This is a genomic window from Pseudomonas sp. MS01C9, from assembly GCF_058202755.1.
Genome location: NZ_CM177073.1, coordinates 553744 through 568246, shown reverse-complemented (window position 1 = coordinate 568246; position 14503 = coordinate 553744). Strand labels below are relative to the sequence as shown.

Sequence of the window (14503 nt, the reverse complement as noted above, 5' to 3'; positions counted from 1 at the left end):
CCCGGCGGCAGACCTGAGCCCGGGCTCATCACGTCGGCCCCAGGCTCTGCGCGGGAATGCCTCGCCGGGCGCCCAGCGTTCGGCGGTTGAAGGGAAAACGGGACGTCCCTTGCTGTGAACCCGCCGCTAGCGCGGGAGCGATCATGGATAAGCAGGAACGAAGGCCGTCGCTTGACTGCGACGGCCTTTTTTTAAACTTTGTTACGTGAATGATAAATAAACTCATTCCGGTTTTTTGCAGGTGCTTCGTCTTACTAAGGTGTGTAGGCAAATCGGGTCGGGCAGGGCAGCCCGAACAGCGGATTTGTCCAGCAAGAAAATTGCCGTCGTCCAGCCGGATGACCGCGCCCGGGGAGGGGCCGGTCAGCGCGCACTGATGCATTGCCAGGGGCAATCGTCAGGGCGGGTTCACCAGTGCTGGCGGACGGCGGGTCATTCGGCCCCATGGACCTTTCACTTCTACCAATAATAGAGAGCACGATGTCATCCATTCATGAGTTGAAACCTCTGTTCAAGGCACTCGTCATGTCCCGCGGCCTGCGCTCGCGTGGCGTGTTGACCGGTCTGGGGCTGGCCTGCGCATTGCCCTTCAGCGCTCAGGTGATGGCGCAGGACGTCAGCATCGACATCCCTGCGCAACCGTTGCCCAAGGCCTTGCAGGCGTTCGGTCAGCAGACCAACCAGCAGGTGATCTACAACGCTGACGACCTGGCCGGCCTGAAGAGCAACCGCGTCAGCGGCAAGATGAGCCCCCAGGCCGCCATCGCCGAACTGCTCAAGGGCACTGGCGTAAGCTACAGCCTGGAGGGCAACACGCTGATGCTGGTGCGGGGTTCCGCGGCGGGAGGCCTGGAGCTGGGCGCCACCACCGTCAAGGCCACGGCACCGGACGCGACGACCGAAGGCAGCAACTCATACACCAGCAACGCCGTGACCATCGGCAAGGGCACCCACACCCTCAAGGAAATTCCCCAGTCGGTCACCGTGATGACGCGTAAGCAGATGGACGACCAGAACCTGGTCAGCCTCAAGGACGCCGTCAACCAGACCACCGGCATCGTTGGCCTGCAGGGTGTTGGCCAGGGCATGATCCTGTCATCGCGCGGTTTTCAGATTGACGATTGGCAGTACGACGGCGTACCGATCCCGCGCAACACCTATTCGTTGGGCAACTGGGCGACCCAGGATCTGATTTTCTTCGACCGTCTGGAGATCCTGCGCGGCGCTTCCGGCCTGCTGCAAGGCACGGGCAGCCCCGGCGGTGCCGTCAATCTGGTACGCAAGCGTGGCCAGAGCGCCCCGACCGTGACCCTGACCGGCAAGGCCGGCTCCTGGGACCACTATGGCCTGCAACTGGACGCTGGCGGCCCCTTGAACGAGGCCGGCACTATCCGCGGTCGTATCGTCGCCGACGAAGACCAGAGCAATTCCTTTATCGATCACGCGTGGAGCAAGACCCACTCGCTGTACGGCGCGCTGGACATCGACCTGAGCGAGGCCACCACCCTGGGCCTGGCGGTCAGCCGGTCCGAAGGCGAATCCCGCGGCAACATCCGCGGCCTGCCACGCTACGCCGACGGCTCGATGCCGGACGTGTCGCGCTCGACCTACACTGGCGCGCGCTGGAATCGCTCCGACATCAACGTCACCACCACCTATGCCGATCTGGAGCACCGCTTCAACGAAGACTGGGCGTTCAAGGTGGGCGCCGTACACATGACCGAGGACAACCAGGCGAAAAACCAGCGAGTCCAGCGTGGCGGTGGTCTCTTGCCTGATGGCAGCGGTGTGCAATATGCCGACTTCGTGACCGATTTCCAGTCCGAGAAGTCCGGTCTGGACATGAACCTGACCGGCAAATTCGAAGCCTTGTCGATGCAGCAGGAGGTCATGCTGGGCGGCAACTACTCTCAGTTGGAGACCGATGACAAGTACGCCCGTACCTTCAACAACACCAACGACTCCATTTTCGATCTGAACAATGACCGTCCGGACATCAGCTATGACAGCCTGATCAACAGTCCGGGTGGCCTGGGCGTCCTCAGCAAGTACGATGTCCGTCAGAAAGGTCTGTACGGCACCTGGCGCGTCAAGCCTGTGGACGACCTGACACTAATCCTGGGCTCCCGGGTCAGCTGGTATGACTTCAGCTACAAGTCGAAAAACCAAAGGTCAACCGGGATCACACGCAACGAGCCCAGCACCTCGACTGAAACCGGAGTGGTCACGCCGTACGCCGGTATCGTCTATGACCTGAGCCGTGAATGGGCGGTGTATACCAGCTACACCGATGTGTTCCAGCCACAGACCAATATCGATGCCAGCGGTTCGGTGCTCAAACCTGTAGTCGGAAAAAACTACGAGGTCGGTCTCAAGGGTGAATTGATGGACGGTCGGGTCAATACTTCCCTTGCGGTCTTCCGCTACGACCATGAAAACCGCGCCGTCAATGACGGTGGCTCGGGGTGTGGAGGCTTCGGTTGCTCTACAGCCTCTGGCAAAGTGCGCAGCCAGGGCATCGACGCCGAAATCAGTGGTGAAGTGATCGACAACCTGGAGCTGTTCGCCGGCTACACCTACAACACCACCAAGTATCTGGAAGACCCGAACAATGAAGGCAGTGTCTTCAGTACCTGGACGCCGAAACACATGCTGCGCGTATGGAGCAACTACCAGTTCACCGGTGATTGGAACCGCGTCAGTGCCGGCCTGGGGTTCACGACCCAAAGCCACACGCTGGTTTACGACCTTGACCGCGACGTACCGGGCTATACCGTCTGGAATGCTCGTGTGGGGTATCAACTGACGCCTGAAATCAATCTGGCGGTCAATGCCAATAACCTGTTTGACAAGACGTACATTACGTCGGCTTACAACCAGCTCAACGGCAATAACAACTTCGGTGATCCGCGTAATCTGATGTTCACCGTGAAGTACACCCCGCAGTTCTGATCCCATCAATAAAAAACCGACCCGCCTGAGTGCGGGTCGGTTTTTTTATGGTTGAAGGGTTAGTGGGCAAAGCGCTGTGGCGATCCTGCCTTATGGGCTGACGGTACTGCCCATGAAGGCCTCGACCAGCGAGTCCAGCAAGGCGTCATCGAAGATCATGCTACGGTGGCGCAACGGCGAGTGCACCGAACCGTTCAGCTCACCGGTCAGGCTGTGCGCCCGGACCAGGGCTTCGCAGAAGGCCAGCTCTTCCGGAGTTTTTTCCGCCTGCGTCCACCAGCAGCTGGGGCGAACCCGTACCGGCTTGAAGGTGAACCCGTCGAAGGCTTCCAGCAATCGGTCATGCACCGAGAACGCCTGGGCGTTCATGACCTCCTCCTTGACGCTTTGCACCACCGACAACAGGTCGCTGCGGCCTGGTTCGATCTGGCTGGCGGCCCAGTCATGGAAGGCCTTGACCGTGCTCTCGGGGTGTTCGCGCCGATAAGCCGCGGTGCGTTCCGTGAGGGTGGGGAACAGCAGGTCGAAATATTCGATGGCTTCTACCAGGTCCTGGGAAGCCAGGTCGGCTTTTTCCTGGCCGGGCACATGCCGACGACGGGGCAACGTCTCCGGGTACAAGTGTTCAGGGATCGTGCTGTCCACCAGGCCCAGGAAACCGACGGTATGGCCCTGGCTTTCCAGCGTCGCGGCGATGTCCAGGGCAATCGTGCCGCCCAGGGACCAGCCCATCAGGTAGTACGGGCCTTGGGGCTGGGCCTTGACGATTTCCCGGCTGTAGTCGGCAATCATCTCGTCCCAGGCTTCGGGACCGACATGGGGTTCGCTGAAGCCGCGGTGCATGACGCCGAAGGTGCGCGCCCGATTCTGCAGTTTGCGCGCCAGGGGTTGGTAGCAGAACACGATGCCTCCGCTGGGGTGCAGGCAAAACAACTGCGGGGCGCTGGCGGGGGCCTGGTTCAAGGTCACCAGGCATTGAGCCTGTTCCCGATGCTTCTGCGAGATGAACAGGGCCAGTTCGGCGATGGTCGGGTTGCTCAGCAGTTCCTGCAGGCGCACCGTGATGTCCAGGCGTGCCTTGAGGCTGGCGATCAGCTCGATTGCCAGGATCGAATGCCCGCCCAGCTCGAAGAAACTGTCGTCGATGCCCACGCGCTCGACCCTGAGGGACTGTTGCCATAGCTGTGCCAGGGCTTGTTCCAACTGGGTGCGAGGCGCCACGTAGCGCGCATGCAGGAGGCTGGCGTCGGGCTCCGGCAAGGCCTTGCGGTCGAGCTTGCCGTTGGCGTTGAGAGGGAACCGGTCGATGAACAGCAGGTGGCTGGGCACCATGTAGTCCGGCAGGTGCGCCTTGAGTTCGGCCAGCAGGCTTTCGCGCAGCTCGTTGCCGGAGGATGGCGTGGCGATGACGTAGGCCACCAGTTGCAGGCCACCCGGACCATCATGGGTCAGCACGACACAATCCTGCACGGGTGGCAGCCCTTGCAGGCGCGCCTGGATTTCCCCCAGTTCAATGCGGAAACCGCGAATCTTGACCTGGTGATCCAGGCGTCCGATGTACTCTATGCTGCCGTCGGCACGGTAGCGGGCCAGGTCGCCGGTGCGGTACAGGCGTCCGCCCGGCAGCGGGTCGAACGGATCGGGAATGAAGCGGCTGGCGGTCAGGTCGGCGCGCCGGTGATAACCCCGGGCCAGGCCGGCCCGGCCGACGTACAGCTCACCGGTGCAGCCCTTGGGCACCGGGTTCAGGTGCGCATCGAGCAAGTACCAGGACAGATCGACGATGGGCTCGCCGATAGGGCTCGCGGCCTCGCTGTCCAGATCTTGCAACGACAGCGGTCGCCAGGTGACATGGACCGTGGTTTCCGTGATGCCATACATGTTGATCAGCTGTGGCGTGCGGTCCCCGAAGCGTTCGAACCAGGGGCGCAAGCTCTGCACATCGATGGCTTCACCGCCGAAGATCACCTGCCGCAGATGCTGATCAAGGGGCTGCCGTGACGCACAGGCGACCTGCGACAACGACTTGAACGCCGACGGCGTCTGGTTCAGCACGGTGACACGTTCGTGGCACAACAGGGCATGAAAATCTTCCGGCGAACGGCTCACGACGTGGGGCACGATGACCAGCCGGCCGCCATGCAGCAGCGCGCCGAAGATCTCCCACACGGAAAAGTCGAAGGCGTAGGAGTGGAACAGGCACCACACGTCCCGGTGGCCGAAGCTGAACCAGCGGTCCGTGGCCTGGAACAGACGGGTGACATTGTGATGCGCCAGCAACGCCCCTTTGGGCTTGCCCGTGGAACCCGAGGTGTAGATCACATAGGCCAGGTTGTCCGGGTGCACCGGCACATCCGGGTTGTGCTCGGGACATCCGTCATCGACGTCCTGCGGATCCAGTGACAGACAGACCGTACCGGCGGGCAACGCCAACGAATCACGCAGATGCGCCTGGGTCAGGACCCGCGTGATGCCGCTGTCCTGGATCATGTAGGCCAGGCGGTCGGCCGGGTACGCCGGGTCCAGCGGCACGTAGGCGCCGCCGGCCTTGAGAATCGCCAGCAGGCCGATGATCATCTGCGGCGTACGCTGCGCAGCGATCCCCACCAGCACATCGGGCCCCACGCCTTCGGCGATCAGCCGATGGGCCAAGCGGTTGGCCTGCCGGTTGAGGTCGGCATAGCTCAGGTGTTGCCCTTCGAAGGTCAGGGCAATCGCGTCGCCCGTGGTGGCCGCGTGGCTTTCGATCACGTGGTGCAGGCATCGCTCGCGGGGCAGTTGGGTCGGTTGCCGGTTCCAGTCGTCCAGGGTCTGTTGGCGCTCCCGGGAACTCAGCAGCTGCAGTTCGCCCAATGCACATTGCGGGGTGTCGATCAGGCCCTGCAACAGGTTTTGCCAATGCTCGGCCATGCGCTCGATGGTCGCCGTCCGGTAGAGATCACGGCTGTACTCAAACGTCGCCAGTAATTGCTGCGGTGAATAATCGACATCCAGCGACAAGTCGAATTTGGCCTGACTGTCGCCAGTGGGCAGAAATTCCAGTGCCAGTCCATCCTGGATCGACATCGATGTCGTGGGCGCGCCGGTGCGCCAGTTGAACAGGACCTGGAACAGCGGGTTGGAACCCTGTGCGCCGGGGCGTTGCAATTGGTCGAGGATCAGTTCCAACGGGTAGTCGGCATGTTCAAGCGCCGCCAGGGATTGCACGCGCAGGTCGCGAAGAAAATCCAACGCGGTGCGCGTCGAATCGAGCTGCGCCCGATAGACTTGGCTGCTGACGAAAAAACCCACCAGCTCCTGGCTTTCAGGGCTGTTGCGGTTGGCGTTGGGGACGCCGACGGTGAAATCGTTCTGGTTGGCGTACCGGCCCAGCAACAGTTGCCAGGCGCCTAGCGCCACCACGAACGGCGTAAGCCCCTGGCGTCGGCAAAACGTCTCCAGGGCCTGGGCCAGGGCCGGTGCAAGTGTCACCTGGACGCGTCCGGCCATGTGCTGCTGGCTCGCGGCGCGAGCGAAATCCTGAGGCAGTTCCAGAACGGGTAGGTCATGGCCCAGGCACTGGCGCCAGTAGTCGCCGCTGCGCTGGCAGGCCGTGCTCTGCAGGTATTCGCCTCGTTGGTGGGCTGCGTAGTCGGCGTATTGCAGGGGCAAGGCCGGCAACGGTGAAGCGTCGCCGAGTAGGGCGCGGGCGTAGGCCTGGGTCAGGTCCTGCATGAGAATCGTGTTGGACCAGGCGTCGGAGACGATGTGATGCATGTTCAGCAGCAGCACGTGTTCATCGCTGTCCAGCCTGAGCAGCGTTGCCCGCATCAGCGGTGCCTGGCTGAGATCGAAGGGGCGCCTGGCGTGCTGTTCGATGCGCCGTGCGAGCTCGATGGTCCGTGCCTGGTGGTCGAGCGCGCCAAGGTCATCGCGCTGCAGGACCAGCCTGGCGTTGCGCTCGACCACCTGGGCCGCCGCGCCATCGATTTCAGTGATCGCGGTGCGCAGAATGTCGTGTCGGTCTATGACCCGGTTGAGCGCCTGTTCCAGGGCGTCGGCATCGAGCTCGCCCGTCAGGCGCAGGGCCCGTGGCAAGTTGTAGGCCGAACGCGTCGGGTCACGCTGTTGCTCCAGCCACAAGCGTTGCTGGGCGAAGGACAAGGGGGCGCGGTCCAGCCGGTCGCGGCCGGGCCCGTCGGGCATGCTGCCTTCGGCCTCTTCGAGCAGTAGCGTCAGCAGGTCATCATCTAGCAGTTCGTTCATGGTGTTCTCGCGGTAAACAGCATTGCGTCGGGTCGGTTCAGGCAAAGGCCTGCGGGGCTTTTTCACTGATGACCCGACCGGCCTGCATCCGGACCAGTTGGTCGGCGATATCGAAATAACGGTCATCGTGGGAAATGACGATGATGGTCTTGCCCAGCGCTTTGAGTTCCGGCAGCAGCTGCGTATAGAAAATCCGGCGGAACACCGGGTCCTGGTCGGCGGCCCATTCGTCGAAGACCAGCACCGGGCGGCCTTCCAGCCAGGCGTTGAGCAGGGCCAGGCGCTTGCGCTGGCCGGTGGAGAGGTCGGTGGTGCTGAACACGCCGTCGTGGATGCTGACCTTGTGGGCGATTTCCAGGCGTTCCAGGTAGCGGTTGGCCTCTTCAGGCACCTGCTGGTCGCCCTGGACCAGTTCGTCGAACAGGTAGTAGTCGGCGAAGATCGTGGTGAACAACTGGCGGTAATCGTCCCGTCCAGCGGCTGTCACCGGTTTGCCGTCAAGCAGGATATCGCCGCGCTGGGGCGGGTAGAGCCCCAGCAAAAGCTTGATCAGCGTGGTCTTGCCGCCGCCGTTCTCGCCGACGATGAAGACGATTTCACCCTGGGTGATGGACAGGTTGACCGGCCCGAGTGCGAAGGGTTGGCTGCCCTCGACTGCCGGGAAGGCATAATGCACATCGCGTAACTCAAGTCGCTGGATCGTTGCCGTGGCTGCGTTCCTGTCATCGAGCAACAGGTGGGACTCGGGAGAGGAAAACTGCTCGGCCAGTTCGGCGATGCGCTTGAAGGCGATGTTGGCCCGGCTGATGACCGGCAAGGTCATCACCAGGTATTCCAGCGGGCCCTTCATGTACAAAAGCACCAGCACGAAGCCGCTGAGCACGGCCTTGTCGGTACCCAGCCAAAGCGATTGCAGGGCCAGGACCAGGCCGATGACCACGAAGAACAGCATCGAGCCGAAGGTCTTGGCGACCACGAAGGTATTGACCGAGCGGATATTGGTATCGCAGATGTGATCGGCGGTCGCTTCGATGCGCTGGCTGAACATGCGCTGGCGGCGTGGACGGTGGATGCGCAGTTCCTTGGCACCGGCGGCGATGGCGCTGTAGTGCTTTTGCAGGGCGTCCTCGGCCTCGCGGGCCGCTTCGAACCCCCTGATGCCCCGGGCCCGGGCCACGTACTGGATGACGGTGCCGATCACCAGCGCCACCAGCAGCACCGCGAACATCGGCAGCGAAAGGTACGCCAGGTAGGCCAGGCAACCGAGGGTGACGGTGAATGCGATGGCCAGTGGAGCGAAGGAAAACGCGAAGTTGCTGACCATGTTGACGTCATGGGTCAGTACCGGGATGAGCCGGTGGCTGCGAAAGCGTTCGATCTGCTCGATGGGGGCCAGCAAGACTTTCTTGCCCAGGGATTTACGCAAGCCGGCGATGATGTTCTGGCCGACATGGTTGGTTCCGATGTCCGAAAGGATCGAGGTCAGCAGGGCCGCCGCGCAGAGTCCCACGAACGTCGCCAGCACCTGCGGCGTGGGCTTGGTCGCGGCATTCAAGGCGTCGTTGATGGTGGCGAGCAGGGCGGTGATGCTCAGGCCACCCAGCATGCCGAGCAGAATCGACGCCACCACAATGAGCCGGAAAGGCTTGAGCAGGCTGAGCACTTCACTGAGGGCTCCGCGGGAGTTCGAGGTCATGGGGTTCCCCTTGTAGGGCCGGTGACGGCAATGGTTCAAGGCGCTGGCGCGAGGCACGGGCAGGGTGGTGTGGGCAGGGCGGTCACGGTTCACATATCCCGGGCCACCCGGAACCCCAGCCAGTCGCCCCGTGCGTCGGGATAGACCGCGTTGCGGTTGCCCGAGCGGGAGAACACCGGCGCTTCGCCCCAGTCATTGCCGCGGATGCGCCGCACCTTGCAGTCGCCGCTGAGCCAGGCGCTGCCGTCGCTCGGGGCGCCGACGTAGTCCGGGTTGTAGCAGTCGGCCGTCCATTCGTAGACGTTGCCGTGCATGTCGTACACCCCGAAGGCGTTAGGCGCGAAGCGTCCGGCGGGGGACGTGAAGTTGTAGCCGTCGGCCGCGCCGTAGGTATTGGCGTGCTGGGCGATGCTATAGTCCTTGCCGTCATCGAAGGGGAAGGGGAACGGGCCGGTGCTGCCGCCGCGGGCCGCGTATTCACGCAACGACTCGCTGACCAGGCGGTATTGTTTCCCGGTCTTTTTCGACAGCCACGCCACGTAGGCATTGGCTTCTTCGAAATTCATGCACACCGCCGGGTGCATGTCGGTGTACTGCTTGCCCGGGTCGCTGCCCTGGTAGTCGGGAACACCGGCCTTGCAGGCACGGCCGGGGCGCTTGTCGGCGTCGGGCATCGTGTAGCCGGTGTCCTGCAGATAAGCGAACCATTCGCCCTTGAGCACCTGGAAGCGGCTGATGGCCACGGGCCTGGCGAATGTCACCGGGTGCATCGGTCCTTCATCGGGTTCGCGGCCGACTTCGTCGTCCGGGGTGCCCATGGTGAAGGTGCCACTGGGCAGCACCACCATTTGCGGGCAGTCCTTGCAGTCCCGGAATACCTGGCCCGGCTGTGCCGCCTGGGCGCCGATGCAGAGCAGGCCGGTGGCGGCGGCGAGGGCCAGCGCGGGCAGTGTCTTCACTGAAAAACTGTGCAACTCACGGTTCATCATCTTTCTCGATAAAGTCAAAGAAGGGAGCGGTTCAGAGCGTCTTGCTCAGCAGCCCCATGAAGTGATCGATCTCGGCTTCGGTATTGAGTAGCCCAGGCGCGGTGCGGACCACTGGGCCGGCGTCGCGATGCACCGCGTCGGCAATCACCCGGTTCTTCATCAGGTAGGCGGCGATCTCGTCGCTCTCGCGGCCCTTGACCCGAAAGAAGGTGAAGCCGGCCGACAGGTCCGGGCTCAAGGGCGTGACCAGCTCGATCTGCGGCTGTGCCAGCAACTGTTTTTTCAAGTAGGTATTGAGGGCATGGATGCGTGCCTGCACGTCGGCCTTGCCCAGTTGCAGGTGCAACTTGAAGGCTTCGTCCGCCGCCCAGCGATGCTCGAAGGCGTGGAAACCCCCTGGCGTCATCACGGTGGAAAACGCGGTGGCTTCGGAGAACGTTGGAATGATCGGCGTGACGTACTTGAGCTCTTCGCTGCGGCTGCATACCAGGCCCGTGCCCCGGGGGCCGAACATCCACTTGTGGGTGCCGGCGATGAAGAAGTCGCAGTTCATCGTCGGGAAATCGAGGTCCTCGACACCGAAGCCGTGCACGCCGTCCACCACGTAGACGATGCGCTGGGCGTCGCTGCGGCCCTGGTTGTGCTTGTCGACGAGCGCGCCGATCTTGTCGATGGGCAGCTTGACGCCGCTACCCGAGTGCACCCAGGTCATGCCCAGCACGCGAGTCTGCGGACGAATGCTGCGGTCGATGGTGGCGAGGATTTGCGCCTCGCTGGCCTCGTGGGCGCTTTCGAACAACTTGATCTTGCGCACCTGTGTGCCGTTGCGCTGGGTACGCAGGCCGAGGATGGTGTGGGTGGAGTAGTGTTCGTGGGCGGTGGTGAGGATCTCCTGGTCGGCGCTCACCTGAACGCCGCCATAGATCATCGCCAGGCCTTCGGTGGTGCTGCCGGTAAGGGCGATCTGTTTGGGGCTCGCTTGCAGGTAGCGACCGGCCCAGGTCCGGACGTTTTCCTCACGTTCTTCGGTGACCCCCAGGTCCCAGTCCATCAACAATCCCGGATTCTTGTCCAGCGCGGCGCGGTGTCGTTCGATGGCTTCGCGTACCGGACGCGGGTGGGTGGTGACCAGGAAGTTGGAAAAATGCAGGTAGTCCGGATCCTGGTCGAACAGCGAGCGCAGCTGTGTCCATTTGTCCCGGGAAATCGGCGGCAACGGATCGGCGATCGCCGGGGCCGGGAGGCTGGCGGCCAGTGGCAGGCCGGCGGCGAGGATGCCGGCCTGCTTCAGGAAAGTACGGCGTTCATTCATGGCTGGACGGCCTTCTGGTTCGAGGCCACGGCGGGCCGGGCGGCTTTCTGCACCTGGTCCCAGACCCGCAGGAAATTGCCGCCCCACAGCTTGGCGATATCGGTTTCGGAGTAGCCACGGGTCAGCAGCTCGGCGGTGACGTTGCGAATGTCGCCCACGTCCTCCCAGCCTTTCACGCCGCCGCCTTCGTTGAAGTCCGAGCTGATGCCGACGTGGTCGATGCCGATCTTGCGCACGGCATAGTCGATGGCATCGCCCAGATCCTTGAGGCTGGCCTTGGGTTCTTCCTCCAGGATGCCGTAGAGCTGGGCGGCGTATTCGCCAAACCGTTGCTCCGGCCAGGCGGCGATGATCGGGTCGCCTGGCATCAGCGCCATCGCCAGGTTGGGCAAAGGCGGCAAATCGAAACGCGCGCGCAGGGCGTTGAGTTTGTCCTGGGTTTTTTGCGTCAGTGGGCGCAGGTATTGGGAAAAACCGACGATCTGCACCACGCCGCCGCTGGCCTTGATCAGTTGCATTTCCTTGTCGCTGAGGTTGCGCGGGATGTCCACCATCGCCCGTGGCGCCGAATGGGAGGCCACCAGTGGTGTGCGGCTCAGTTGTGCGACTTGCTCCAGGGCCTGGGTCGACATCTGCGACACGTCGATGATCACGCCCAGGTCGTTCAGGCGGCCCACGGCTTGCTTGCCGATGTCGGAAAGACCGCCCAGGGCGTCGGCGGAATCGTTGAAGAAGGGCAGCGGCCGCGAAGAGTCTGCCCAGTCGTTGTTGCCGATGTAGCTGAAGCCGAACATGCGCATGCCTCGCGCCGTCCACAGGTCCAGCAGGCTCAGGTCGTGGCCCAGGGGATAGGCATTGAGCATGCTGATGAAAATCGCGAACTTGCCTTCGCCGTGCAGGCGTCGCAAATCATCCGGCGTGTAGGCGATGGCGACCTGGTTGGGAAAATCCCGAACCATGCCGGTGATGATCTTGTAGCGCACCTCCTGCTGGTTGCGCGCCTCTTCGACGAAACCGGCGGTGGGCCTGTGGGGGGCGTTGGGGCCGTTCCACAGCTCGGGCCAGCCGAAGATGGTCAGGGCTGCGCCGGACAGGTGTCCGCGGTTGGCTTTCACCAGGTCGAACTGGCCCTTGCCGTCCTTGTCGGCCTCGTTGCCGGCGGTGCCGAAGTCCAGCGGCACGGTGATGTGACTGTCGAAGGAGAGCAGGCGTTCATGCAGCTCCCGGGCTTGCTTCATCACCTTGACGGGGTAGCCGGGGTTGTCCCGCCACCAGTGGTCCCAGGCCGCGAGGCCACCACCGACCACCAGCGCCAGGGCCAGGGGCACGCCGATGAACAGAGCCTTTTTCGAACGTCGTGTTGTCATTGCCGATCTCAGTCAGGTTCGCCTTGGAAAGACAGGCGCGGGGGCCTTTGCTATCTGGGGGGAACGAGTGATCGGGCGGGAAATTTAGGCGTTCTCGGGCCCGCCATCCCGAGCAAGCTCGCTCCCACCATCTGGAATGCGCTCACCTGTGGGAGCGAGCTTGCTCGCGATGAGGCCCCCCGTTTCCCTATAAATTTGTCAGCCCACCCATCGTTCTAGCTTGGATAAAGCCCGTTCCAGGGCCTGACACAGGTAAGGCAATGACGATTTCTCGACGATGGTTCATGGCAGGCCTGGCGCTGACCGGCGCCGCCGTGCCTGCGGTGTATTACGGGCATCGCGAATTGACCCGGCCGGACCCCACCATCACCCCCGGCGAGGCTTCATTCGATGTGGCGGACGTGGCGGGCCAGCGCCGGGCGGACAAGCTGCGCGGTATCTGGACGATCCGCTTCACGGGACGCGATGCCGGCCTTGACGGTCTGCCGCCCGAGGGGCTGCAGGTATTCCTCGACATCGCCCACAAGGGCCGTGGCCTGGTGGGATGCCTCGATACCGCCGAACGCCTGCGCGCTGGCGACGAGCCTCGTTACCGGCTGCTGGGCGACCTGGCCGGCGCCGACCCCAGGCAATTGAGCTGGCGACTCACCGGTGCCGAGCATGCGGCGCCGGACTACGAATTCATCATGACCCTGGACGAGGTCTGGGCCGGCTTCGGCAATGCCGGCCGCGCCACGCTCAGCGGTCGGGTGTCGCGCCTGGACCGGTCGGCGGCCCTGCCGGAACTCGACAATCAGTTCATCGCCCTCAAGCAAGCGTTCCCCGAAGCCCGCGAACGCACGCCGCTGAGCCCTGCGCTGCTGGCCTGGCTGGTGTCGCCCGAGCATCGTCTGTTCCATCAGCTCTGGCATGCCTCGCGGGATAAATGGCACGCCCTGGACGAAGACAAGCGCGACGCCCTGCGGGGCCTGGGCTGGCAGCCCGGGCCTCGGGACCAGGAGCGTGACGCTCGCGGCCCGCGCAAGGACCGCAACGGCTCGGGCATCGATTTCTTTTTCATGCATCGGCACATGCTGGGGACGGCGCGTTCGTTTCAGCCGCTGCCGTCCTGGCAACGCTTTCCCTTGCCGCAGCCGGAGCTTGACCGTGATCGCCTGGGCTTCGCCCGGTATTTCGACAACCTCGACGGTACGGCCTTGCCGCCGACCTGGCTGGCCGCCGGTGACGAGCAATACGCCCAATGGGTGAGCGACATCAAGACCGCGGAGACCTACCACAGCAATTTCCTGGTCTGGGAGTCGCGCTACCGGGATCCGCGTTACCTGTCGAAACTGACCCTGGGCCAGTTCGGCTCGGAAGTGGAACTGGGCCTGCACGACTGGCTGCACATGCGCTGGGCCTCGGTGCCTCGGGACCCGTCCAACGGCCACCCGGTGCCGTTCGCCCGCGATCAGGCCGACTTTGCCCAGCGCTGGTTCGCCCCGGAGAACGACTTCCTGGGGGATCCGTTTTCGTCCCATGTCAATCCGGTGTTCTGGGCTTTTCATGGCTGGATCGACGACCGCATCGAAGACTGGTTCCGGGCCCATGAGCGTTTCCATCCGGGGGAAGTGAGCCGGCTTGAAGTCAAGGGTGTGCCCTGGTTCGCCCCGGGCCGCTGGGTGGAGATCGCCGACCCCTGGCTGGGCCCGGACACCCATGGCTGCAGTACCACGCCAGGGTTGCAGGTTGGCCGCTCGGTAGAGATGGATCCGGAAACCATGAAGCTGGCCCTGCGCATCACCTTCGGCAGCGATGACAAAAAGCTTTCCAAACTGTTGCGCCGGGTGCCGCAACGGCCCTGGTATGCGCGCAATCTCAAGGCCAGACCTGTGTAGTGCCTGGCGAGGAGACCTGTTAGTTCTTACAGCAGACAGCCTCGTCCTCTCGGCATAGAGTGCCT

At 63.4% G+C, this 14503-nt stretch carries 7 protein-coding genes; 2 read left to right on the top strand and 5 right to left on the bottom strand.

The features are described 5' to 3' along the window. The first annotated feature begins 480 nt into the window (after positions 1-480). Complete coding sequence (locus tag AC1M7R_RS02635; protein ID WP_490610220.1) at positions 481-2952, top strand: TonB-dependent siderophore receptor; 2472 nt, start codon at positions 481-483, stop codon at positions 2950-2952. 90 nt (positions 2953-3042) lie between these two features. Here the strand turns inward: AC1M7R_RS02635 and AC1M7R_RS02630 are convergent, their stop codons facing one another. The 5 genes from AC1M7R_RS02630 to pvdM form a co-directional block, all read right to left on the bottom strand. After that, entirely contained in the window at positions 3043-7197 is a 4155-nt protein-coding gene (locus AC1M7R_RS02630; protein WP_072392097.1) for a non-ribosomal peptide synthetase, read from the bottom strand. A gap of 37 nt (positions 7198-7234) precedes the next feature. Next, positions 7235-8893: a cyclic peptide export ABC transporter gene (locus AC1M7R_RS02625; RefSeq protein ID WP_165887362.1), complete on the bottom strand. Its 1659-nt coding sequence runs from the start codon at positions 8891-8893 to the stop codon at positions 7235-7237. A gap of 89 nt (positions 8894-8982) precedes the next feature. Beyond that, on the bottom strand, positions 8983-9879 hold the full coding sequence (gene pvdO, locus AC1M7R_RS02620) for a dihydropyoverdine dehydrogenase (RefSeq protein WP_072430708.1): 897 nt from the start codon (positions 9877-9879) through the stop codon (positions 8983-8985). Positions 9880-9913: 34 nt separating this feature from the next. Further along, positions 9914-11194, bottom strand: coding sequence for a pyoverdine-tailoring periplasmic protein PvdN (pvdN, locus tag AC1M7R_RS02615; protein ID WP_072430707.1), 1281 nt, complete (start codon positions 11192-11194; stop codon positions 9914-9916). Continuing rightward, positions 11191-12561: a pyoverdine-tailoring dipeptidase-like protein PvdM gene (gene pvdM / locus AC1M7R_RS02610; protein ID WP_072392109.1), complete on the bottom strand. Its 1371-nt coding sequence runs from the start codon at positions 12559-12561 to the stop codon at positions 11191-11193. Before pvdM ends, pvdN begins: the two co-directional genes overlap by 4 nt. Before the next feature lie 260 nt (positions 12562-12821). Between pvdM and pvdP the strand changes: the two genes are divergently transcribed. Next, complete coding sequence (gene pvdP / locus AC1M7R_RS02605) at positions 12822-14438, top strand: pyoverdine maturation tyrosinase PvdP (RefSeq protein ID WP_072430706.1); 1617 nt, start codon at positions 12822-12824, stop codon at positions 14436-14438. Positions 14439-14503 lie beyond the last annotated feature (65 nt).

Coding starts and splice junctions, on each gene's coding strand:
- AC1M7R_RS02635 (WP_490610220.1), top strand. CDS start 481: ATGTCATCCATTCATGAGTTGAAACCTCTGTTCAAGGCACTCGTCATG.
- AC1M7R_RS02630 (WP_072392097.1), bottom strand. CDS start 7,197: ATGAACGAACTGCTAGATGATGACCTGCTGACGCTACTGCTCGAAGAG.
- AC1M7R_RS02625 (WP_165887362.1), bottom strand. CDS start 8,893: ATGACCTCGAACTCCCGCGGAGCCCTCAGTGAAGTGCTCAGCCTGCTC.
- pvdO (WP_072430708.1), bottom strand. CDS start 9,879: ATGAACCGTGAGTTGCACAGTTTTTCAGTGAAGACACTGCCCGCGCTG.
- pvdN (WP_072430707.1), bottom strand. CDS start 11,194: ATGAATGAACGCCGTACTTTCCTGAAGCAGGCCGGCATCCTCGCCGCC.
- pvdM (WP_072392109.1), bottom strand. CDS start 12,561: ATGACAACACGACGTTCGAAAAAGGCTCTGTTCATCGGCGTGCCCCTG.
- pvdP (WP_072430706.1), top strand. CDS start 12,822: ATGACGATTTCTCGACGATGGTTCATGGCAGGCCTGGCGCTGACCGGC.